This is a genomic window from Candidatus Nitrospira bockiana (assembly GCF_965152565.1).
Window position 1 is genome coordinate 4,097,834 of record NZ_OZ224215.1, and the last position, 21,329, is coordinate 4,119,162.

25 protein-coding genes are annotated in these 21,329 nt (G+C 67.4%); 11 read left to right on the forward strand and 14 right to left on the reverse strand.

The features are described from left to right. The first annotated feature begins 116 nt into the window (after nucleotides 1-116). The 3 genes from ACWHYV_RS20100 to ACWHYV_RS20110 all read left to right on the forward strand — a co-directional run bounded on the left by ACWHYV_RS20100 (nucleotide 117) and on the right by ACWHYV_RS20110 (nucleotide 1,546). Nucleotides 117-701, forward strand: coding sequence for a vitamin K epoxide reductase family protein (locus ACWHYV_RS20100; RefSeq protein WP_447978269.1), 585 nt, complete (start codon nucleotides 117-119; stop codon nucleotides 699-701). Nucleotides 702-907: 206 nt separating this feature from the next. After that, a complete protein-coding gene (locus tag ACWHYV_RS20105) occupies nucleotides 908-1,258 on the forward strand; it encodes an SPW repeat protein (protein WP_447978270.1) in 351 nt (116 codons plus the stop codon). 87 nt (nucleotides 1,259-1,345) lie between these two features. Further along, a complete protein-coding gene (locus ACWHYV_RS20110; protein ID WP_447978271.1) occupies nucleotides 1,346-1,546 on the forward strand; it encodes a DUF1328 domain-containing protein in 201 nt (66 codons plus the stop codon). A gap of 74 nt (nucleotides 1,547-1,620) precedes the next feature. Here ACWHYV_RS20110 and ACWHYV_RS20115 read toward each other — a convergent pair whose 3' ends face one another. Then, a complete protein-coding gene (locus ACWHYV_RS20115; protein WP_447978272.1) occupies nucleotides 1,621-2,055 on the reverse strand; it encodes a hypothetical protein in 435 nt (144 codons plus the stop codon). A 440-nt stretch (nucleotides 2,056-2,495) separates the two neighbouring features. Next, nucleotides 2,496-2,777 (reverse strand): hypothetical protein, encoded by a 282-nt coding sequence (locus ACWHYV_RS20120; RefSeq protein WP_447978273.1) that lies wholly within the window; start codon nucleotides 2,775-2,777, stop codon nucleotides 2,496-2,498. 215 nt (nucleotides 2,778-2,992) lie between these two features. Here ACWHYV_RS20120 and ACWHYV_RS20125 point away from each other — a divergent pair, with 215 nt between their 5' ends. From ACWHYV_RS20125 to ACWHYV_RS20150, 6 genes are all read left to right on the forward strand, one after another. Next, nucleotides 2,993-3,433, forward strand: a complete 441-nt coding sequence (locus ACWHYV_RS20125; protein WP_447978274.1) for a TraR/DksA family transcriptional regulator — start codon at nucleotides 2,993-2,995, stop codon at nucleotides 3,431-3,433. 21 nt (nucleotides 3,434-3,454) lie between these two features. Then, nucleotides 3,455-3,991, forward strand: a complete 537-nt coding sequence (locus tag ACWHYV_RS20130) for a YybH family protein (protein WP_447978275.1) — start codon at nucleotides 3,455-3,457, stop codon at nucleotides 3,989-3,991. 142 nt (nucleotides 3,992-4,133) lie between these two features. Beyond that, the gene (locus ACWHYV_RS20135; RefSeq protein WP_447978276.1) at nucleotides 4,134-4,412 is read left to right on the forward strand and encodes an integration host factor subunit beta; all 279 of its coding nucleotides are present in this window, start codon (nucleotides 4,134-4,136) and stop codon (nucleotides 4,410-4,412) included. A 358-nt stretch (nucleotides 4,413-4,770) separates the two neighbouring features. Then, on the forward strand, nucleotides 4,771-5,967 hold the full coding sequence (locus ACWHYV_RS20140; RefSeq protein ID WP_447978277.1) for a BON domain-containing protein: 1,197 nt from the start codon (nucleotides 4,771-4,773) through the stop codon (nucleotides 5,965-5,967). 285 nt (nucleotides 5,968-6,252) lie between these two features. Further along, nucleotides 6,253-6,702, forward strand: a complete 450-nt coding sequence (locus tag ACWHYV_RS20145; RefSeq protein WP_447978278.1) for a hypothetical protein — start codon at nucleotides 6,253-6,255, stop codon at nucleotides 6,700-6,702. Next, complete coding sequence (locus ACWHYV_RS20150) at nucleotides 6,699-8,819, forward strand: amylo-alpha-1,6-glucosidase (protein ID WP_447978279.1); 2,121 nt, start codon at nucleotides 6,699-6,701, stop codon at nucleotides 8,817-8,819. The genes ACWHYV_RS20145 and ACWHYV_RS20150 overlap by 4 nt, the downstream gene beginning before the upstream one ends. Before the next feature lie 63 nt (nucleotides 8,820-8,882). Here ACWHYV_RS20150 and ACWHYV_RS20155 read toward each other — a convergent pair whose 3' ends face one another. Genes ACWHYV_RS20155 through ACWHYV_RS20170 form a run of 4 tightly spaced genes read right to left on the reverse strand, consistent with a single transcriptional unit; the run spans nucleotide 8,883 to nucleotide 14,857 of the window. After that, nucleotides 8,883-9,800, reverse strand: a complete 918-nt coding sequence (locus ACWHYV_RS20155) for a YihY/virulence factor BrkB family protein (RefSeq protein WP_447978280.1) — start codon at nucleotides 9,798-9,800, stop codon at nucleotides 8,883-8,885. A gap of 3 nt (nucleotides 9,801-9,803) precedes the next feature. After that, nucleotides 9,804-10,568 (reverse strand): ROK family protein, encoded by a 765-nt coding sequence (locus tag ACWHYV_RS20160; protein WP_447978281.1) that lies wholly within the window; start codon nucleotides 10,566-10,568, stop codon nucleotides 9,804-9,806. Continuing rightward, the gene (locus ACWHYV_RS20165; RefSeq protein WP_447978282.1) at nucleotides 10,565-13,657 is read right to left on the reverse strand and encodes an efflux RND transporter permease subunit; all 3,093 of its coding nucleotides are present in this window, start codon (nucleotides 13,655-13,657) and stop codon (nucleotides 10,565-10,567) included. The genes ACWHYV_RS20160 and ACWHYV_RS20165 overlap by 4 nt, the downstream gene beginning before the upstream one ends. Nucleotides 13,658-13,714: 57 nt before the next feature. Beyond that, a complete protein-coding gene (locus tag ACWHYV_RS20170) occupies nucleotides 13,715-14,857 on the reverse strand; it encodes an efflux RND transporter periplasmic adaptor subunit (RefSeq protein WP_447978283.1) in 1,143 nt (380 codons plus the stop codon). Between the two features lie 329 nt (nucleotides 14,858-15,186). Between ACWHYV_RS20170 and ACWHYV_RS20175 the strand changes: the two genes are divergently transcribed. Then, nucleotides 15,187-15,531 (forward strand): RNA recognition motif domain-containing protein, encoded by a 345-nt coding sequence (locus tag ACWHYV_RS20175; protein ID WP_447978284.1) that lies wholly within the window; start codon nucleotides 15,187-15,189, stop codon nucleotides 15,529-15,531. Nucleotides 15,532-15,653: 122 nt separating this feature from the next. Continuing rightward, nucleotides 15,654-16,496 carry a response regulator gene (locus ACWHYV_RS20180; protein WP_447978285.1) on the forward strand — a complete coding sequence of 281 codons (843 nt, stop codon included), beginning with the start codon at nucleotides 15,654-15,656 and terminating at the stop codon, nucleotides 16,494-16,496. A 101-nt stretch (nucleotides 16,497-16,597) separates the two neighbouring features. Here ACWHYV_RS20180 and ACWHYV_RS20185 read toward each other — a convergent pair whose 3' ends face one another. The 8 genes from ACWHYV_RS20185 to ACWHYV_RS20220 form a co-directional block, all read right to left on the reverse strand. Continuing rightward, nucleotides 16,598-16,894, reverse strand: coding sequence for a hypothetical protein (locus tag ACWHYV_RS20185; protein WP_447978286.1), 297 nt, complete (start codon nucleotides 16,892-16,894; stop codon nucleotides 16,598-16,600). A gap of 13 nt (nucleotides 16,895-16,907) precedes the next feature. Further along, complete coding sequence (locus ACWHYV_RS20190; protein ID WP_447978287.1) at nucleotides 16,908-17,366, reverse strand: hypothetical protein; 459 nt, start codon at nucleotides 17,364-17,366, stop codon at nucleotides 16,908-16,910. Further along, the gene (gene smbP / locus ACWHYV_RS20195) at nucleotides 17,363-17,998 is read right to left on the reverse strand and encodes a small metal-binding protein SmbP (RefSeq protein WP_447978288.1); all 636 of its coding nucleotides are present in this window, start codon (nucleotides 17,996-17,998) and stop codon (nucleotides 17,363-17,365) included. The genes ACWHYV_RS20190 and smbP overlap by 4 nt, the downstream gene beginning before the upstream one ends. Nucleotides 17,999-18,124: 126 nt before the next feature. After that, the gene (locus tag ACWHYV_RS20200) at nucleotides 18,125-18,676 is read right to left on the reverse strand and encodes a Slp family lipoprotein (RefSeq protein WP_447978289.1); all 552 of its coding nucleotides are present in this window, start codon (nucleotides 18,674-18,676) and stop codon (nucleotides 18,125-18,127) included. Nucleotides 18,677-18,707: 31 nt separating this feature from the next. Next, nucleotides 18,708-19,283, reverse strand: coding sequence for a BON domain-containing protein (locus ACWHYV_RS20205; RefSeq protein WP_447978290.1), 576 nt, complete (start codon nucleotides 19,281-19,283; stop codon nucleotides 18,708-18,710). A gap of 58 nt (nucleotides 19,284-19,341) precedes the next feature. After that, the gene (locus tag ACWHYV_RS20210) at nucleotides 19,342-19,791 is read right to left on the reverse strand and encodes a BON domain-containing protein (protein ID WP_447978291.1); all 450 of its coding nucleotides are present in this window, start codon (nucleotides 19,789-19,791) and stop codon (nucleotides 19,342-19,344) included. A gap of 32 nt (nucleotides 19,792-19,823) precedes the next feature. Continuing rightward, on the reverse strand, nucleotides 19,824-20,108 hold the full coding sequence (locus tag ACWHYV_RS20215; RefSeq protein ID WP_447978292.1) for a hypothetical protein: 285 nt from the start codon (nucleotides 20,106-20,108) through the stop codon (nucleotides 19,824-19,826). Between the two features lie 32 nt (nucleotides 20,109-20,140). After that, nucleotides 20,141-21,253, reverse strand: coding sequence for a hypothetical protein (locus ACWHYV_RS20220; RefSeq protein ID WP_447978293.1), 1,113 nt, complete (start codon nucleotides 21,251-21,253; stop codon nucleotides 20,141-20,143). Nucleotides 21,254-21,329 lie beyond the last annotated feature (76 nt).

Here is a 21,329-nt window from a genome sequence, read left to right on the forward strand (position 1 = left end):
CGCAGTCGACAAGCATCCGAGGACGGGGCCGATCGAGGTCCAGATGACCCAGGAGCCGATCACCGCGGCCGTGCCCGGGATCGCCATCGCCAAGTAAGCGGAGAAACGGACGAGGGATGATCGATCGAACGTCGGAAGGGCGCCCCGCCACGCCACCGCGCGAAGGATTCCATGCCGATCGCCCGCCGGGATGGAGCTACAACCCCTCGAGCTGGGCCGAGCGGCTCCCGATCGTCGGCGTGGCCGTCCTCGGTTTCGCCATCGCCCTCTACCTGGCGCTCTATCAGTGGGGCATCGTTGCGACGGTCTGGGAGCCTTTCTTCGGCGACGGCAGCGAGCGAGTGCTTCACTCCTGGCTCTCGAAAGTCCTGCCGATTCCCGATGCCGCGGTGGGCGCGTTCGCCTATGCGCTCGATGCCGTCACGGGGCTGATCGGAGGCCCCGCCCGCTGGCGCACGATGCCGTGGATGGTCGTGCTCTTCGGGATCGCGGTCGGGCCGCTGGGGCTCGTCAGCATTTTTCTCGTCATCGCGCAGCCCGTGCTCCTGGACGCGTGGTGCTCGCTGTGTCTGGTGTCCGCCTTCCTGTCGCTCGTCATGATCGGCCCCGCCATGGATGAGGTGCTTGCAAGTCTCCAGCACATGAGACGGGAGTACGATGCCGGGCGCTCGCTCTGGAGCGCGTGGCTCGGCGGCGCCTGAGGGTCTCGACAAGATGTCCTCCGGTCGACACCGTGTCCGGAGGCCGCGGCAACCGTGCCCGCTTCCCCATTCGACCGCTTGCTCACGAGCCCGGCGGGTTTCCGATGAGACGGCGCGCGAACGCGGGATCCGGAGGCCGTCCTAGGAGCCGGCCGCCCCCTCCAGCCGAAGACGGCCGGGTACGGATCTGGCTACTGGTAGGCAGTATGGCGCCCCAGCTCGTGAACGCCGCGCTCGGTGTCTGGCTGATGGCCGCGCCGGACGTGCTCGGGTACGGCGGACCGGCCCGAACGATCGATCAGGTGTTGGGGCCGATGATCGCCAGTATGGCGATCATCAGTACATCAGAGGTGATGCGACCTCTCCGCTGGGCCAACGTCCCGGTCGGTGTCTGGCTGATCCTCTCGCCCTGGCTGTTGGCCTATCCGGCGGAGGCGCGGTGGAACAGTCTCCTGGTCGGTGTGCTGGTCGCCGCCTTCGCCGCGATGCGCGGCGCGGTGCGCGCGCGATTCGGCGGGGGCTGGCGGGTCTTGTGGGAGCGGCGCCGCCCGGCGTGACGACCCCGAGCGGCAGGTCCCGTGCAGGGGTGCCGCGCGCGGCGATCGAGACAGCGGTCGCCTTGCTCGAGTGAAGGAGGGATGGCCATGATGACGGTGGGCGCGATACTGGCGATCATCACGATCGTGACGGCCTTGTACGGATTCGGGTTTTTCAATACGCCGTACATCGGCACGTTCCGGATCGCCTTCTATTTCTTCTTGATCTTTTTCCTCGTCACCGTCGTCGTCGGGATGGTCACGCAGTCCTACTACGGCGGGTATGACCCGACGCCGCAGAGCCGCTGAGGCGAGCGGGCCCCGGCGGGCGATCACGCTCGGCGCGGCAGGCGCGGCGCGACGACTCCCCGGGCGCGCGCCTCTCACTCCACGAGGACGGTGCCGCTCGTGTTGGCTTCGCCGCCCGCCGCCGTCGATTCCATACGGACGTTGTAGACGTATGACCCGCTCGAGGCGAAGCACAGGCTCGCATACTCGTTGGGCTCGATCGTGGTGACGTTGAGCTTGCCGGCTTCATCCGAGAACATCGACATGAGGCGACCCGAGCGGAAGCTGTTCTGGCAGACGAGCTTGTCGCTCAAGGAATCGACGAAGACGATTTTGACCGGCGCGGACCGGCTGTTGATCCACCGCACCTCGTCACCCACGCGCACGGATACCTGTTTGGGGTTCAGGTCCTGGCCGATGCGCACGTCGTGGATCTTCCCGGTCCGGGTCGAGGGGGCGAGATCCTTTCCGGCACATCCGACGAGCGCGGCTCCGAGCACCAGTATCGAGACAAGTCGTTGGACCATCATCTTCCTCCTTTCTCGTTTCTTCGTATGTCTCATCCTACCGCAGGCGACCGCCGCTGTCTGTCGGTTGAACCCCGACGGTCGAGGCCTGTCGGATCGTCCCGGTCCCGGCGGCGAGAAGGAGAGAGACGCCGGCTCAGCGCCAGCCGGTGGAGGGCCATGAGGACACGGACGGTCTGGGCGATCGCCGCAGTCGTCGCCGTAGTGCTGATCCTCTTGCTGTGGGACTATCTCTGGGTCAACCTGATCCACAGCGGCGGGGTCGACGCACCGTGACGAGGACCTTCATCGGCGGCGTGCGGGAGGGGGCTCTTCACGGGGCGGCTCTTCGGGCGGAGGGTCTCGACGGGGCGGGCGAGGCCGGGGCGGTTCACGGCGAGGCGGCTTCTTGCGCGGCGGCTCCCGGACCGGTGAGCGAGGCATCCTGCCGCTTCCCTTCGTCCTCACCGCCCTCGCTTCTTGCTCTGCGAACGGAGTCCGGCACGCGAGCCGCCGGTCTTGCCGCCCTTCGCGCCCCGCCTCGAAATCGTACGTTCCTCGGACGGCTTGACGCGTTCGGCGCGGACCACCGCGGATTTTTTCGTCGCCTTCTTCGCATGCGGCGCCCGTACCGCCCGGTCGTCCTCTTCCTGTCGATCCGGGACCCGGGCCTGGTTTTTCCGCTCCTGCTCGAGCGGGAAATGCGTGACGCCGACGGCGCGAACTCCTTTGCCCAATCTGGCCATGATGTCCTCCTTGTAGGTGACCAGTATAAGCGATCTCCTACCGGCGGCTATCGGCCTCCACGTGAACACCTCGTCGGCGCTCTCGCCATGCCGTGTCGGCCACGGGTCGGGAGTCGGCTTTCGCGACCTTTCTGAGCGCAACGACAGCCCGTTGCAGCCGCACCGACATTCTTTCCGTGGGAGCCGCAATAGACTACCCCATCCCAGGAGGTGCTATGAACGGACACGACACGGAACATCGGCCGGCCGGCGCGGCGGCCATCGACGACGACCGGAAAGAGACGCTTCGCCGGATGTTGCTCGAGCGCCGGCAGGTGCTGACGCGCGAGATCGACGATCTGCTCGCCCGGCGGCGGATTGATCAGGGGATCCAGCGGGAGCAATCCGTCCCGGATCCGGGCGATTTATCGCTGCAAGACGCGACCGGCGACCAACAACTCTCGATCCTCGAGGTCCGCAACCGCACGCGGAACCAATTGGACGAGGCGCTTCGGCGGCTCGATGAAGGCACGTATGGGATCTGCGAGGACTGCGGCGAGCCGATCAGCCCCGAGCGCCTGAAAGCGATCCCGTTCGCCCGCCGGTGCATCGAGTGCCAACGCAAGGCCGAGATGCTCGAGCAGATCGAGAAGGAACCCGACCGTGACGAGATCTAGACGAAATCGAATGGGCCGCCGATGAGCTCGAAAGCCGGGCCGACCGCCTGCCTGGCACCGGCACTGGCGGCAGTCAGCCTGGCGGTCGCGCTTGGGACGGCCGGCCCGCTCAAGAGTCCTGTGGCGGCCGGGCCCGGCAAGCCGGATGCGGGTCCGGAGCGGGCCGTGCGGGCGGCGAATCTCGACGGGGTCAGAGAAACCGTCCGAGACTTCATCCGTGCGTGGAACCGCGACGACGCGGACGCACTGGCGGCACTGGTCCTGCCGGACGGTGATTTCGTGAGCCCGACGGGACAGACCGCAACGGGCCGGTCCGACATCACACGCCTGCTGACACGGGAGCACGAAGAGATCTTCAAGGGGACCTCGCTCAGCAAGACGATCCATCGGATCGACTTTTCCACCTCGACCGCGGCGGAGGTCACGGGCGTCTACGAGCTCGACGGCGTGAAGGCGCTCCTTGGATTTACCGTCTCGGCGGCGGGGACGTTCACCTTCACCCTCAAGAAACAAGGAGGTCGGTGGCTGATCGAACGGGCCTCCATCACCCGGTCCTGACGGCCGCTCCACCGCCCGAGGCGGCGCCGACTTTCTGAGCGCACGGCCTCGCCGCAGCACGAAAACCAGCTCCAACCCCTTGACAAATCCTCGTTTTTCGCTTAGACCTGCGGAGTCAACCGTGCCGACCAAGGGAGAGTGTATGACGAAATCCGACTTGATCGAAGCCGTGTCGCTTCAGGTCACGACCTTGACGAAAGCCCAGGCCGAACGCGTCGTCAATCTCATGTTCGATACGATTCGCGACGCGCTCCACAAGGGTGACAAGGTCGAGATCCGCGGGTTCGGCAGCTTTCGGCTGCGCGCGCGCCGGTCGAAAGAAGGCCGTAACCCCAAGACGGGTCAAGCCGTCAGCGTCCCGGCCAAGAAAGTTCCCTTCTTCAAGGCGGGGAAGGAACTCAAAGAGCAGCTCAACGCGTAGCGCGACCGTGCCGGTGCGTCCGTCCGGCGCCGCGCTCGGCCCCCCGATCGGCGCTGCCGCGCCATGGCTCGGCCTCACCCGCCGCTGCACGTCCTCCTCCCCGTGCCGATCCTTCCCGCACCCGCTCTCAGACCGTGACGCGGACGACACCCACCCTGGGGCTGCCTCGTAAGCCGCTGCCCCGCGGCAGACTCCTTCCGTATCAGACCCCCGATCTCACGTCCGCCGATGCGCGGTGGCCACGCGTGGACTTTACAGTGAAAGGAGCACCCGAAACGGCCACTGTGAGAATCAGTACATGTGATCAGTGCATGTGATGGTTCCGAATGTGAATGGATTCAGGGAAGGAGGAGGCACCATGCAAGTTGGCAAAGTCCGTATCACGCCGAGGAAGGCGTTGCTGGTCGCAAGTGCACTGCTGATCGGATCCATGAGCACGCCGTCGTGGGCCGCGCGATCCTACGACGACGACACCGGACGAGGGCAGGAGCGGGAACACCGCATGCGCGGCGGCTCGCCGTTTCCAAGCCATGGCCGCGGTTACTACGAGATCACGGCGGAGCGGGGCTATCTGGTCGGCGGCGAGGGCCGCACGGGCGACTCCATGCGGTACGAGGGCCGCGAAATCTGGACCGGCCCGAGCTCGGCCCTGATCCTCGTCGATGAACGCAAGAACACGGGCATGGTCACCGGGACGGTGCGCACCAAGGGCCACACCTATACCGTGCTCATGAATCGGTTCAACGGCGACAAGCCGTTCATGAGCGGAGGCATCGCGAAGGACCTCTACCTGCACGGCGTCACCGGAAAGGAAGGGCCCGCGCTCCCGAAGGTCTGGACGTACCTGGCCGGGTGGGGGGATGACTGCACCGTGTACAAGGATTCCGAGATTCTATACGACGACTTCACCTGCCACTTCATGGTGACGGAGACGGTACGCGACCCCTCGACGCACAAGATCCCGAACTACCCGAGCCGTGAGGAGCTAGAGGACTTGCTGCGGGCGAAAGAGGAGCAAGGAGACACCGAGGCCGTCGCGGACATCAAACGGCAGATCCGCGAGGCGGGCGACTCGGATCGCCGGGGCATGCAGTTGCACATCATCGCCCACTCTCCGAATCGCAACCTGAGCAACGTCCCGCCCTACGAACGCGCCATGCACTTCATGTGGGACAAGGTCACGTGGTGGAGCGGCCCCGAAGGCCCGCGAGGCGCGGGAGCCTGGCAGGGCGACGGCCGACACGGCCGCGGGGAGACGGACTCGGATCGGAAGCTGAAGCAGCGACTGGAGCGGGACATCAAGTACAACTACCCGTTCGTCGATTCGGACGACGTCCACATCCGAGTCCGGGACGGCGTCGTCGTCTTGACCGGCACCGTCGATACGCCGCAGGAAGCCGAGGACCTCGTCGAAATGGCGTATGACCGCGGCGCCAACAAGGTCGTGAACAAGCTGATTGCACGCGCGGAGGACGTGCCGCCCGGCGAGCACTCGGGGAATTTCGCCCCCTGGGGCACCTCGGGTGATTCCGGGAGCTTCGACTACTTCCGCTAGTGTTCTACGCGCGGGGGAGGGCTCCTGTGCCCTGCCCCGCGTTCATCCTCCTGTGTCCTTCCAAAGCCTTCTCTCCGCCACTCAGCCGCTCATCCTCTCCCCCGTTATTGTCTCGGCCTCGGTCGGTCGCATCGAGTTCGGAGGGTCGCTGCTCCGCCGCATTGTCGCGACGTTCGTGGGGCCGATGGGCACCTAGAGATCGAGGAGAATCCGCAATTGCTCGGGCACGGTTTGTAGGTCGCAGGCCGACGATCGGGACACGCCGGAAGGCATAGAATACGAGCGATGGACGTGCTGTCATGGCGTGAGGTTGATTTTCCTGGTGTCACGCTCGCGGGCCTCATCGCCGGCTACGTCATGGCGGTCGCCGGGCTGTGGGCCGGTCAAATCCCCGGTCTGGTCGCGATCGACATCGCCGACTTCGGAAGACGCTACATGGTCAGCGACAGCCCCATCGCCTGGTTGGTCGGGATCGCCTCCCATCTGATCAACAGCGTCCTGCTCGTCTTCGTCTGGGCCTCCGTGATCGACCCCAACCTCGGGTGGCCGCGGCCGCTCGAAGGCCTGCTGTGGGGGCTCGTGCTGGCGACCGTGTTCGCGGGCGCGCTCGTCGCGCCCATCTCCGGTCTCGGGTTCATGGGCTGGAAGACCGGCAATCCCCGATTCGCCGCCACCAGCCTGCTCCTTCATGCCTTGTGGGGCACGATCGCCGGGATCGTGTACGCGCCCCGATGATCGGCGAGGTCCGCGTCCCGCATCCGCTGACCGTCCTGCACGGCGGAGGCGTGGCGCTCGCGTGCGGGCCCGACGCGCAGATCCGGGCCCATCACCTGCACGGGTTCTTCGCCGGCGACACGCGGGTGCTCTCCACGTATCGGTTGTCGGTCAACGGGCAGCCGTGGCATCTGTTGGGCCGATCGCTCCTCGGCCGCGCCACCGCGCGGTGGGAATTTCAGAACGCGGCGTTTCGGGACGCGCGGGGCGAGATCCCGCGCGGCCACGTGCTGCTGAGCCTGCGCCGGCGCGTGGACGGGATCCTGCACGACGACTTGCGCCTCTGCGCGTATCACGAGCGCCCCCTGAAGCTGCGCCTCACGCTGCAGCTCGACGCGGACTTTTCCGATATCTTCGAGGTCCGGCGCCACAGCGTTCGTCCCCGGCTGACCGTCCGCCGTGACGCGGTGCTGTGCGGCGGCGTCTTGTCGTACGAGGTCCCCGGTTTCTCCCGCAAGCTGCACCTGGCGTGTCGCCACTGCGCCGAGCCGTCCTATACCGGCTCCCAAATCATCTTCGACCTCGATCTCGAGCCGCACGTCGAATGGACCTGCTGCTTGGACGCGATTCCCGAGATCGACGGGGAGCGCCTGTCCCTGTCCGCCGATCCGCACGGCCCGGAGCCAAGCCCGGCGGACGCCTATCGGAAGGTCACGCTCCGCGCGCCGCCGCTCCTCGAAAATCCGTTCGAACGCGGCGTCCAGGATTTCTACTCGTTGGCCGTCCCGCAGCCCGACCACGCCCCCTACGTGGCCGCCGGCGTTCCCTGGTTCCTGGCCCTGTTCGGTCGCGACACATTGATCAGCGCGCTGATGTCCGGGTTGGATGGGCTCTGGCCGGCCTTGGGCGCGCTCGCCGCCCTGGGACGGTTGCAGGCCACGGAGCGAGACGACTGGCGCGACGCGGAGCCGGGGAAGATGCCGCACGAGGTCCGCCGCGGCGAGCTGGCCGCACTGGGGCGGATCCCCCACTCCGCCTACTACGGGGCGCATGACGTGCCGGCGCTCTATTGCCTCACCCTGTGGCACACGTGGCGGTGGACGGGGGACCGGCGCGTCCTGCGCGATCATCTGAGCACGGCCGAGGCCGCCATGCGCTGGTGCGACGAGATGGGCGACCGGGATGGGGACGGATTCCTCGAGTACGCCACCCGGAGCGAGCAGGGCTACTACAACCAGAGCTGGAAGGACTCGGGCGACGCGATCGTGCACGAGGACGGCGCGTTGGCCGAACCGCCCTTGGCGACGGTCGAGATGCAAGGCTATCTGTTCGCCGCCCGGTTGGCGCTCGCCGAGCTGTTCGACGAGGAGGGCCGAGCCGCGGAGGCGGAGCGCCTGCGGCGCGCCGCCGCCGACCTGCGCCGGCGCGTGGAGGAGCGGTATTGGATGGACGATCGCGGCTTCTACGCGATGGCGTTGGACGGTCGCAAGCGCCAGGTCCGGAGCGTTTCGTCCAATCCCGGGCATCTCCTGTGGTGCGGGCTCCCGACCCGTCCCCGCGCCGAACGGCTCGCGCGGCGACTGCTGGAGCCGGATCTCTTCAGCGGCTGGGGCCTGCGCACGCTCTCATCGCGGCATCCCGCCTACAACCCGCTGTCCTATCAGTTGGGCTCGGTCTGGCCGCACGACACGATCCTGGCCGCCGCCGGGCTCTGGCGCTACGGCTTCTACGACGCCGGGGGCCGGTTGATCGAGGCGATCCTCGAAGCCGCCGAAGTGTTCGAGGCCGAACGGTTGCCCGAGCTGTTCTGTGGAGTGGACCGCTCGCATGGGCTCCCGGTGCCGTACGAAGAGGCCAACAGCCCGCAGGCCTGGGCGGCCGTCGTCCCGATCCTCATCGCCCAGCTCTTTCTGGGACTGGTGCCCGACGCGCCCCGTCAGCGCTGCTTCCTGACCCCCCATCTGCCGACCTGGCTGCCGCGGCTCGAGCTTCGCGGCATCGGCGTCGGCCAGGGCGTGCTGGACGTCACGATCACCCGTCGCCGGGACGTCACCGAGATCGACCATCTCAACACCAAGAACGTCGAGGTGGTCCTCGAGACGCCGCCCGCGCCGCTCTGGGGACTCCCGCCCGCGTGACGTTCACGCGGCGGGCCTGTGGATCCTCGCGGGGTGTGCGGCCGGCAGGGTCGTCTGGCGGGTTCACCCGGCCTGTTGATGAACGGCCGGCTCCGTGCGGACGGCGCCTTCGGCGGGCGCGATCCGCGAACCCAGGCGGTTCGCATACACGGCGGTGAATTCGGCCCCGAACAGGAAGATCTGGGCGGAATAGTAGACCCAGACGAGGATGACGACGAGGGACCCGGCCGCGCCGTAGGCCGAGGCGATGTTGCTCTTGCCGAGATACAGGCCGATCAAGAACTTCCCGATCGTGAAGAGCAGCGCCGTCATGGCCGCCCCGATCCACACGTCCCCCCACGCGATCCGGGCATCGGGAAGCATCTTGAACATCATCGCGAACAGCATCGTGATGACGGCAAAGGACAGCGCGAAGTTCAGCGCGTGGAGCACGACCTCCGGGACCGGCAGCCACGCTTCGAACCATCGTCCGACGGCGGCGAGCGCCGCGCTCAGCACCAGCGAGACCAAGAGGAGAAACCCGGTCCCGAGCACGGCCAGCAGCGAGATGAACCGGTCTCGGAGCAGACCCAGGAGCCCGCGGCCGGGCTTCGGCTCCACCTCCCAGATCGTGTTCAACGCGTCCTGGAGCTGCCCGAAGACGGCCGAGGCGCCGACGAGGAGCGTGACGACGGCCACGACCGTCGCCATCACACCGGTGGACGGCTGCTGCGCCCGCTCGAGCATGTCCTTGATCGTCGCCGCCGTCTGCGGCCCGATCAGCGCGGCGATCTGACCGAGGATGTAGCTCTCGGCCGCCTCCTGGCCGAACACGAGCCCGATCACGGCGATGATGATGACGAGCAAGGGCACGATCGAGAAGACCGTGTAGTAGGCGAGCGCGGCGCCGAGACGCGGGGCGCGGTCTTGGCTCCATTCATCGGCCGTCTCCTTGATGAGGTCCCAGCCTCGCCGCCACACCGGGGATCGCTCCTTGGCCACGGGTCACCGTCCACGCGCCGGCTCGTGGTTCGCGGAGGCGCGCCGGACCGGCCGTTCCGTCCAGAGCGCCAGGCCCCCGACGAGCCCGTTGAGATTCGACACGATCGTCACGTTCGCCGGCAGGTCTCCGATGTCGACCAGGCGCGCGTTCCCGCCGCCCAGGTACAGCCGGTCGAAGTGGAACGTCGCCTCGAGCTTCCGGATCATTTTTCTCACCCGCTTGTTCCACTTCCGCTTGCCGACCGCGGCCAGGGCGGCATCGCTGAGCTTGTCCTTGCCGACCTCGACGTTGGGGACCAGCCGCCCGTCGACGAACAGGGCCGAGCCGACGCCGGTCCCCAACGTGATGACCAGCTCCACACCGGTCCCGGCGATCACGCCCAGCCCTTGGACATCGGCGTCGTTGGCCACCCGCACCGGGGCCTTGAGACGGGCGGCGAGGACGTCGGCGAGCGCAAAATCCTTCCACTCCTCGGCCAGGTTCGGCGCCTCGACCACCTTGCCCTGCCGGATGATGCCGGGGAACCCGACCGAGACCCGATCGTAGGGGCCGATCTCGTCCGCAAGGGCCTTCACCGCGTCGAGCACTTCCCCCGGCATCCCGGAGGCCGGCGTCTTGACCCGCTCACGGTCGGTGACGGGCTCGCCCAGCTCGTTCAGCACGGCCGCCTTGATCCCCGTCGCCCCGATGTCGACCGCGAGCGTCCGGATCGGCTTGGGAGTCCCGGCACCGTTCTTGCCGCGATCGGAGCGTGTCGCCGTCTTCATGGCTCAAGCGTAGTGCGCCGGCCCTCGGTCGCGCTGTCGGCAGGCGGGGCAGGGAGGTGTCCGTGATGTCGGTACGTTCGACGGGAACGGCGCCGGGCGGTGTCGTGGGATCTACCCGCGCTCGGCGGAGGGCGCGTACGGCGCCGGCTCGGGGGCCGCGGCGGCATGACGCTCGCGATCCATTCGCGCCGCCGGGCGCCGAGCACGGTGGCGAGCGTCGTCATCGCAATGGGCCGCAACCGGAGCAGGGCGGCTTCGACCGCGGCCTCCGCCGCGTCCATGCCCGCCGCGCGCCGCTGATTCGCCACGTCGACGATCAGGATGGCGTTCTTGGTCACGAGACCGAGCAGCATGATGAGGCCGATTTCACTGTAGAGGTTGAGCGAGCCCCCGAGCACGAACAACACGATCAGCGCGCCGGTGACGGCCGGAGGCACGGACAGCAGGATCGTCAGAGGATGGACGAAGCTCTCGAACTGGGCGGCCAGGACCAGATAGACGACGAGGAACGCGAGGACGAAGGTCGCCCACAAGGCGCCGCTCGCCTGTTTGAGCTCCTTGGACTCGCCGCCGTAGGTGATCCGGACGCCGGCGGGCAAGACCTCCTGGACGATCCGCTCGACCTCGGCCAGGGCATCGCCCAAGGCGTACCCGTCCGCGACCCCCGCCGTGATCGTCGCCGACCGCATCTTGTCGTAATGGTTCAGCTCGGTCGGCACCACCGTTTCCTCGACGTCGACGAGGTTGCTGAGCTGGACGAGCTGGCCCTCGTCGCCGCGGACGTAGAGCACGCCGATATCGGCCGGCGTCGCCCGGTCCCGGTCGTGGATCTTCACCAGCACGGGGTGCTCGCGACCGTCTCTGGTAAACGTCGTGACCACGCGGCCGCCCAGCAGCGTCTCGAGCGTGCGTCCGATGTCGGCCACCGAGACGCCCAGATCGGCGGCCTTGTTCCGATGCACGTGGACGTCCAGCTCCGGTTTGTTCATCTCCAGATCGCTCCGGACGTTCCTGACGCCGGGATAGGCTTTGATCCGCTCGACGGCCTGCCCCGCGACCCGTTCGAGCTCTTCGTACGAGCCGGCCCGCAGGATGAGCTGGAGCGGCGGCTTCGTGCCGGCCTGCTCGAAGGCCGGGGGATGGATCGGCACCGCCTCGATGCCGGCGATCTGCTGCATCTTCGGCGCAAGCGCGGCGACGATCTCCTGTTGTGACCGCGACCGTTGGTCCCACTCGGTCAAGGTCACCCAGGTGCCGGCCCGGGTCACGCGCGTGGGCCGCGTCCCCGTCGCGACCCACGTCAGGTACGCCTTGATCTCCGGCACGTCGGCGAAGAGCGCTTCGAGCTGCCGCACGTAATGGTCGGTGTAGCGGATGGTGGCGCCCTCCGGAGCGATCATCGACACCATGAACGCCCCGCTGTCCTCGAGCGGCGCCAGCTCGCTCGGGAGCGCCAGGAACAGGACGCCGCCCAGGACGAGCAGACCCAGGCTCGCCGCCAGGACGCCGGGGCCGGCGTGCACGAGGCGCTGGAGCAGGCGGCGATAGCCGTCGAGCAGGCCGCGCGCGGCCCGGCGGACGCCGGCGGGCACGGGGACGCGCCGGCCCGCGGACGCCGGGCGCAACCAACGCGCGCTCATCATCGGCGTGAGGGTCAGGGCGATGAAGCCGGAAATCAGGACCGAGGCCGCGACGGCGACCGCCATCTCCGCGAACAGCCGGATGGTGGGTCCCCTGAGGAAGAGCAAGGGCACGAACACGGCGACCAGCGAGACGGTGGTCGCCAGCACCGCGAAGCCGATCTCGCGGCTTCCCTCCACGGCCGCCTTCAGCGCGGGCTCGCCGCGTTCGATCCGTCGATGGATGTTCTCGAGCATCACGATCGCGTCGTCGACGACCAGCCCGATCGCGAGCACGAGGCCCAACAAGGTCAGGATGTTGATCGTGTAGCCGAAGGCGTACATGAAGATGAAGGCGCCGATGATGGACGCGGGGATCGCGACCGCGGGGATCAGCGTCGCCCTCGCGCTGCCGAGGAAGAGAAAAATGACGAGGACGACGAGGACCAGGGCGATGGCCATGGCGACGTACACCTCGTCGATCGCCCGTTCGATGTATCGGGAATTGTCCGACGCGATCTTGAGTTGCATCCCGTCGGGGATCGTCGGTTGGAGCTCGGCGAAGGCGGCCTTGACCGCGCGGGCCACCGCCAGCGCGTTGGCCTTCGACTGCTTGACGACGCCGATGCTGACGGTCGGCACACCGTTGAGCCGGACGAGCTTGCGGTCGTCCTCCGCCCCGATCTCGGCGAACCCGACGTCCTCGAGACGGATGGGATAGCCGTTCCGCGCGGTGATGATCAGACGGTTGAACTGCTCGGGGGTGTCGAGCTCGCCGCGGGTCCTCACGCTGAATTCCAGGCGATCGCTCTCGATCCGGCCGGAGGGAATCGCCACGTTCTGCGCTCTGAGCGAGGCCTCGACGTCCTGGACCGTCAACTGGCGCGAGCTGAGCCGGTCGGCGTCCAACCAGATGCGCATGGCGTAGCGCCGAGCCCCCCAGACCCACACCTGCGCCACGCCGGGAATCGAGGCCAGGCGGTCCTTGATCTCGCGTTCCGCGTAATCGGTCAGCTCGAGCTCGTTGTACCGGTCGCTGAAGAGCGACATCCACACCAAGGCCTGCGCGTCGGCGCTGGCCTTCGTGATCACCGGCTCCTCGATCGTGAGCGGCAGGCTGCGGCGCACCGCGAAGACCCGGTCGCGCACGTCGTTGGCGGCGGCGTCGAGATCGCGGCCCAGCTCGAATTCCAGGGTGATCCCCGACACTTCTTCACGGCTGATCGAGCTGAAGGTCTTGACGCTCTCAATTCCGCTCAGCGATTCCTCGAGCACCGTGGTCACGTCGGTCTCGACCAGCCGGGCGCTCGCACCCGGATAGACCGTGCGGACCGAGACGACCGGCGCGGTGATGTCCGGGTACTGCCGGACGGACAGGCGGGTGAACGAGAGCACGCCGAACAGCACGACCACCAGCGTCATGATGGTGGCCAGCACCGGCCGGCGTATGGACACTTCGGACAGCTTCATGAACGGGACGCGTCTGGCCGGGAAGGTTTCGTTACCAGGGGCTCGAACCGCTCGATGTCACGGTGTCTCCGCGGACGCGACGCGCATGCCGTCACGCAGCTTGTGATGGCCGACGCGCACGACGGTGTCCCCTTCGCGCAGCCCGGTGAGCACCTGGACGAGCCCGCGCTCGCGGACGCCGAGCGTCACCTCGGTCCATCGGGCGACGCCGTCGATCGACCGGAAGACGAAGTACTGTTCGTGCTGGGGGATCACGGCCTCTTCGGGGATGAGGAGGGCCTTGGGCTGCTCGCCGAGCACGAGGTGCACGTTGGCGAACAGGCCGGGGCGGAGGGCGCCGCCCGAGTTGGGAATCCGGGCACGGAGGTGGACCGCCCGGCTGTTCGAATCCACCCGCGGGTCGATGACGTAGATCTCACCCGAGACGACGGCGTCGGGGTCGGCGTCGGTCGTGACGTCCACGCGCTGTCCGACCGCCAGCCGGTGCAGGTACGTCTCGGGAACTTTGAAATCGATCTTCAGCGTGCGAAGGTCCTCGAGATTCACCAGATCCTGGCCCGGCTGGACGTAGTCGCCCGGCGAGACCCGCCGAATGCCCAGGTAGCCGGTAAACGGAGCCCGGATGCGCGTCTTGGCGAGGCGCGTCTGATAGAGGGCGTACTTCGCCTCCGCCGCGCCCAGGTTGCTGATCGCCTGATCGATCTGCTGCGCGGACACGAACGGGTTCTGGTTGCCCATGAGCTGCTTCATCCGATCGTGCGTCGAGCGGGCGATGGCGAGCTGCGCATGCGCTTCGGCGAGGCTGGCTTTCAGTTCCGAGTCATCCAGCTCCAGGAGCACCAGCCCCTTCTCGACCCCCTGCCCTTCGGTAAAGAACACACGGGTCACGACACCGGGGATTTCGGGGCGGATCATCACGGACTCGTTGGCTTCCAGGGTGCCGACGGCCCGGACCCCCTCGGTAATCCTCCCGGCGGTCGCCGGCGCCAGCTCCACCAACGTCGGCGCGACGGCGGCCTCGCCGGCGGCTCCGGGCAGCCCGCTGGCCTTCTCGTTCCACACGTGGAACGTCCCCAACACGAGCAGGCACGCGCCAAAGAGGGCGGAGATGAGCAGCAGCCGCGAACGGTTCCGGGAGCGGTGGGACGAAGAGGGAGGCGCAATCGGGTCCGACGGCGCAAGAGGGAGCTGCGGCGTCATGAGACGCGCATTCTCCTCCATTCGATACCGTCAATCAAGTAGCAGGATCACGTAGGCCGTCGGGGCCCGGCGTTCATGGTGGTCGGTGCGGTCCGTGTTCGAGGCCTCCTTGTACGCGCCAAGCCGACGGCCTGCTTCTCCGGGACCGACGCCGGCCGGAGCCGCCGCGGGCGACTCGTCGTAACCTCTTGAGATCGAAGCGTTCGCCGTTGAATCGATCGAGAGGCGGCGCCGTTCGGGCGTCGGAGCAGGCCTACGCCCCAATGCCGGGTCGCCTGCTATGTTCCCGGGTGCCCCGGCCGGTAATGTGAGCGACAGGGAGCGAAGCGATGGCATCTTTGGTGTACGTAGAAGGGCTTCCCGCGTGGTATTCGCACGGCGATCTCAGCCGGTTGTTCGAAAGCGCCGGCGCAGTCGCCTCCGCGTACATCATCAAAGCCGGACAAGAAGCCCCGGAGCGCCGGCTGGTGTGCGGGGTCGTGGCGATGGCGAGCCGCGAGGAGGCCACGCAGGCGGTGGCGCTCCTGAACGGTCGCGAATGCTGCGGTGGACGGCTGTTGGTGGAACCGCTCGCCGAGTACGTGCTGACCAGTTCCGAGACCTGCCGCCGCTATCACAGCCGTTTGACCGCCCGGTGGAGGAGGTGGCCCCGCCGCCCCCGCCGATGCGGTTGAGGGCTCCCGCTAAGGGTGCTCGCTCGTCCTTTGACCGCCCTCCCGTCAGGAGGCGTCTTGACTCCTGCGCAGGCGGTGCCGCACAATTCACCCCCGCTCTTCAGGATGAATGGCCCGCACGAATGAGCCGCAGAATCTTGATCGTCGATGACGACGCCTCCATGTTGCAGGCACTGGCCGTGATGGTCCAGATGCGGTTGCCCGAGCTCGTCCCGGAGACGAGCGCGTCGGCCCGCGAGGCGTTGGACCGGATGACGGCCACCCGATTCGAGGCGGTCGTGAGCGATATCAAGATGCCCGGCATGGACGGGCTCGAGTTGACGAAGCAGCTCAGGCGCACCCATCCCACGACGCCGATCGTCCTGATCACCGGTCACGGCGATGAGGATCTGTGTCTTGAAGCGCTGGGCGCCGGGGCGTTCGCCTTCGTCCAGAAGCCGATCGATCGGAATTACTTCCTGGCGGCGGTCGGCCGCGCGATCGAGTTCGGCCGGCTGAGCCGGGACGTGCAGCGGCTTCGCGAGCACGAGGAACGGATGCGGTTGGCCCAGTCGGCGGCACACGCGGGACTCTGGGACTGGGACGTCAAAGCCGACCGCGCCGTGTGGTCGGATGAAACCTGGGATCTATTCGGACTGCCTCGTCACAGTCAGCCCGTGACCTTGGAATTCTGGCAGAGCCGTCTCCATCCCGACGATCGCGGCATGGCCGTGAGCGTCATCCAACGCACGTTGGCGCACGGAGAACGCTATGCCGACGAGTTCCGCATCATCAAACCGGACGGTCAAGTATGCTGGCACGCGGCCCGTGGCCGGGTCATGCGAGATGCCGACGGCGCCCCGATCCGGCTCATCGGTCTCACGACCGACATCACGGCGAGAAAACGCGTGGAGGAAGAACTGCGGATGCGGCTGGCGGACACGCATGAGCTCCTGAAATCCCTGCCGCCCCCACTTCCCGCGTAGCCCTCTCTTCTTGTCTTCCCATCACGCATATCCCATACCTCTTACACCTCTAGCCCCACTGTCCCATACCCCATATCCCACTACCACTCTCCCCCCACTTTCTACCCCCACTTCCCCCGCTTCTGATGGACGATCAGCCGCAGCCGCCCGTACTGGACCGGCTTGTCCGGGTCGCGCGTGTATTTGCCATGGTCCTCACCGATCTCGACCTCGCCCAAGGGGACGGTGATCTCCTGGCGCAGGTGGGGAAACGCGGTCTCGAGCGCGAGATCGACCACTTCACGGTTGCAGGCCGTCACCTCGGCGTTCAGGTCGCGCTCGTCTTCGAAATCCACCGTGATCCGCTCGTCGGGATCGATCCATAGGCGTATCCGGGCGGCCTTTTCCTCGTTGTCCATGGTCACTCCGTTTTCACGGCCGGGGCGCGGGCAGAGCCGGTGCGGCCAGCATCGAACGTCCCTGCTCGTCCCACAAGAACAGGGAGGGCTCGCCGTTGCGTAAGAGCGTCAGCTTCGCCCGGTCACGGCCCTCGGGGTCGCGCAGGGTCAAGGACGGCTCCTCCTCCAGCAGGTTCAAGGCGGCCCGAATGTGCTCCTGCGCGTCGAAGAGCCGGAGGCCGGGGGTGCCGTCGGCCAGCAAGCCGACCTCGATGCGACGCGCCCCTCGCGCGTCGTAGAGCCGCAAGGCCGGCGCCTCGTTGTCTTGCAGCGTCAGCTCGGCGCGCAACCCGCCGGCCGCATCCCGCAACAGGACGCTTCGCGCCTCGAAGACCGGCTCTACCCGTCGTGGACCGCCGAGGCCCGCGAGGACGGCGGCCGCGACGAGGATGGCCGGAAGGACCGTCCACAGGCCCTCGGCTCGGAGGCTCATCGGTCCGTCCCGATCGATCGCAGCGCGCGCACCCGCCCGCTCTCGTCGGTCTGGGCTTCGATCACATCGCCGACCTTCAGCTCACGTTTCAGGTCGGGACCGACGAACAGATGGACTTCTTTGCCCGACGCATCCTTGATCGCGAAGAAATCGCCCTTTTCGACCTGCAACACTTCCCCTTTGACGACGACTTCCCCTCGAACCGTTCGCCCCGCGCTCCCGGCGCTGGTGGGATGCAACCCTTCGGGAATCTGAAGCCCGGCCGCCTGGGACAGCTTCATGATTGCATGCATGACGTGCTCGCGGGCGTCGACCGTCTCGTTCTGCCGGCCGTGTTCGATCGCCTCCCCGAGCGCATAGACCCCTTCGTTCAACCGCTCGTTGTGGCCGGCGCGCTGGGCCTGCTTCGCTTTCTCGAGCGCCATCTCCGCGTGCTTGAGGAGCGCGTCGGGATTCCCCTGCTCGCCGGCCCGGTCGGCTTCCTTGGCGTGGGTCAGCGCCTCCTGCACGATGCCCTTGATCTGCTCGCTCGTTCCCGCTTGCGCGGCGGCCTGGGGCTCGCCGGCCCAGAGCATAGCCACGAGACCCGGCCATGCGAGCATCGGCGCAAGGGTGCAGACTGCGATTGCCATCGTTCCCTTCCGTAGTGTCATCTTCCGTCGTGTCATCGGCTCTCCTTTCGAATGTTCCGTCCTGTTGCCAGGCTTCGACGTCTCTCCGACAGCCCTCGGCAGGGCACACGGGCCCCCGCCGGAATCTCAGCTCCTCACCCGGCTGCCGCTCCAGAAGTAATAGGGCCGGTACCCATAGCCGTAGTAGTAGCCATAATAGGGGTAGGGCCTCGGGACCGCGCTCTCCTTGTCCCAGACCGTCATGTCTCTGATCGCCAGCGTCGGATAGGTGTACTCGCTTTCCCCGATGCGGCCCGTCGTCGGCGGCTGGACCTCCCCGATGATGGTCACCGGGGTGCCTTCTTTCACGACCGCCGGGTCGATCTCCGTCCCCTGATCGACCGCGAGGAACCGGCCCTGGGATTCGGTCCGCTCGGTCGTCGGCACGAGGTCATCGGTCAAGGGAAGCTGCAAGACTTCGATCTGGGTCTGGCCCTCGAGCCGCTTGGCCGACAGGACCTCTCCCCCCAAGACCACCAGACGGCCGGTATAGGAAGCCGGCGACTGTTTCACCTGCTCATACCCGACTTCTTGGTCCACCTTTCCCTTGAGCTCGTCCGGAATGACTTGATAGCGATTGCACGCGGTCGTGGAGACGAGCGCTACGAGCACGACCGCCGCCATGCTCCATCTGTTCATGGCATCCCCTCCTTCCCTCCGGGCCGGAGCCCTACCGCGGGGCGACGATCAGGCGGTCGACGATGTCAACCACGCCCGGCACGGCGAACACCGCGTACTGGACACGCAGACGCTCGAACGGGGAGGAGACCTGGCCGGTCAAATAGACGACGCCGTTCACCACCTCGGCGGTGACGCGATCCGGGTCGAAATACGGCGTGCGGCTGAGCGCCGCCCTCACCCGCATCTCCACGCTGTCGTCATCGGGTAACGAGGACGGCACGACGGTGAGGCCGTTGTCGACGCCTCGCACGCCCGGCACGCCCGCCGCCGCTTCCTCCGCCGCACGGCGTTCGTGCGCCGAGTTGACCGAGCCCATCAGGCTCACCACCCCATCCTTCACGGCCGCCGTCGCATGGGCGCCGGCCAAGCGCGGGTCGCGCTGAAGGACGGCGTGCACCGCCTGCCGGATGTCCTGATCGCGGCGATACCGGTCCCGCGGATCTTCGGAACCGGCCCCGACGGCGGCGCGCGGCACCAACGTTGCCGCGACGAGGAGCGCCGTCACCAGTGCTTTCGGGAATCGCCCGATCGTCTCCATCGCGTCTTGCTCAATGACGGTGTCCACTGGACGAGTGGTCAATTTTGTCGCGACTGCTCGCACCCGCGTGGCGGCTCCCGGTCGCTCACGGAAGAATTTGCCGATCTTTGAGCCCGGGCTGCCCTTCGAGCACTCGGTCTCGCTCCTGCTCCTCTACATGGGCCGCCTCACGGCGCTCGTCCTGGCCTTCGTGCCCCGGCTCGACGAGGATCCGGTTCGTCACGGCCGCGACGCCGGGCACCGTGCCGGCGGTCTTGGCCGCCCATCCACGCTCCTCTGGGGTCGGCACCGTCCCGTAGAGCGTCACCGCGCCGTTCTCGACGTCCACTCTGATGTTCTTCCACCGAATCCGGTCCTCCAGGCGCAAGCGTTTCTCGACGGTGGCGGCGAGCGCCTCGTCGGTACGATCCGACGCGCCCTCCGAGCGCGGGATCGGCGACGGCGTGCCTTCCGCTCCGACGCCGGCACCCGCGGCCCCGAGGACCGCCACCATCGCCACGATCCCTAGGCTCATCCATACTGCTCCTCTCGTCATGCTCCCTCCTGGTTCCTCGCCTGGTTCACGGGTCAAAAGTCGAAGATCCCGGAGGCCTCCGCGTCGTCGTAGATCATCTGGAGGTCGTTGACGTCGCGCCAGGACCCCCGTTCGTCGTAATAGCCGGCCTGGTAGCCGGCCTCCTGGCTGCCGGTTCCTTCGTAGTAATCGAAAAACCAGTCGTCGTCGTAGTAACCGTCGTCGAAGAACCCTCCTGAATACCCCGGGTCGTACACCGCCTCCGACGCCCCCGGCGCGGCAAGCACCAAGGCCCCCAGCAGCACGAGCGCCACCCACGGCCCCCATCCGGTCCTCATGACCTCTCCTTTCTCGGCATCCGTGGATGCCGTCACCGCAACGTACTGTCCGGCGGCGCTTGCCGAGACGGCTGTTCAGAGCCGCCGGTCTGCCCGCCCTCCCGCGACGGCATGGACGACGATCCGCCGCCGTGCAGTTTTTCGATGCGGGTGACCCGTCCGTCGTCCCGGACCTGTGCCTGGATCTCATCGCCGACCTGGAACCCTCGGTTCATGTCCTCGGAGACCATCAGGTGCACTTCCCGCCCCGACGGATCCTTGATGACATAGAAGCCGTCACGGTCGATCTTGAGGACCTCCCCCTTGACGACCACCTCGCCCTGGATCGTCTCCGGCTGTCCCCGCTCGCCGCCGGGCTTTCCGGTCTCCGCAATCATCATGGACTTCTTCTTCCGATCGATCTGCGCGGTCTTCCCGTCGGCCGTCACCTCTTGGGCCACCAGCAGTGGCTTGTCGCCCAGCCGAATGACCGGTCCTTTCGCCGCGATCTCCTGGCCGTCCTTGATGCTCAGGCCTTGCAGGTCGTGCCGATCGCCCAGATCGACCGCCATGCGCGTCCCTTCGTCCGTCTTGATCCGGGCCACGAGGTGCTTCCGCTCCGACCCGCGGAGCTTCAGTTCCTTGGCGGCTTCCACCTGTCCCTGCACCTCGCGGACTCGCGCGCGCGGTCCGCGGGCGTCGCCGACTTGCCCGCCCCGCGCGATCGAGACCGTCTCGCCGTAGATCCGCATCTGTTGCGCGAACAGGACCCGACGCCCGCTCACGCGTCCGACGGGACCGCGGACCGCGATCTCGTCCCCGGTGCGCAGCTCCCACTCCTTGAGCGCGTGGGAGGGACCCAGGTCCGCGAACACGGGAAATCCTGGTTCGGTACGGATCAGCGCGACGAGGTGCTCCGTCCGGCTCCCGCGCACGCTCACTTTTTTCAACCGCTCGATTTCACCGCTCACCTGCTTCCAGTCCCGACGCTGCATGCCGCGCCGATCCCGCGGCCGCGACGGTTCCTCCTGCTGCATCGACGGGTGTTCCTCCTGCACGCGCGCCTGGCGCTCCGACGACGCGCCGGCGGCGTGCGCCACCCCGACAGGACCGAGCAGCAGGGCGACGGCCAGGACCGAGGCGGACCGCATCCCGTGAGCCTTCATGACGGCCTCCTTCTCGTTCTTCTGTTTCGTGGAACCCTACTAGAGCACCGTACCTCACCGCGCACGGCTCCAGCCA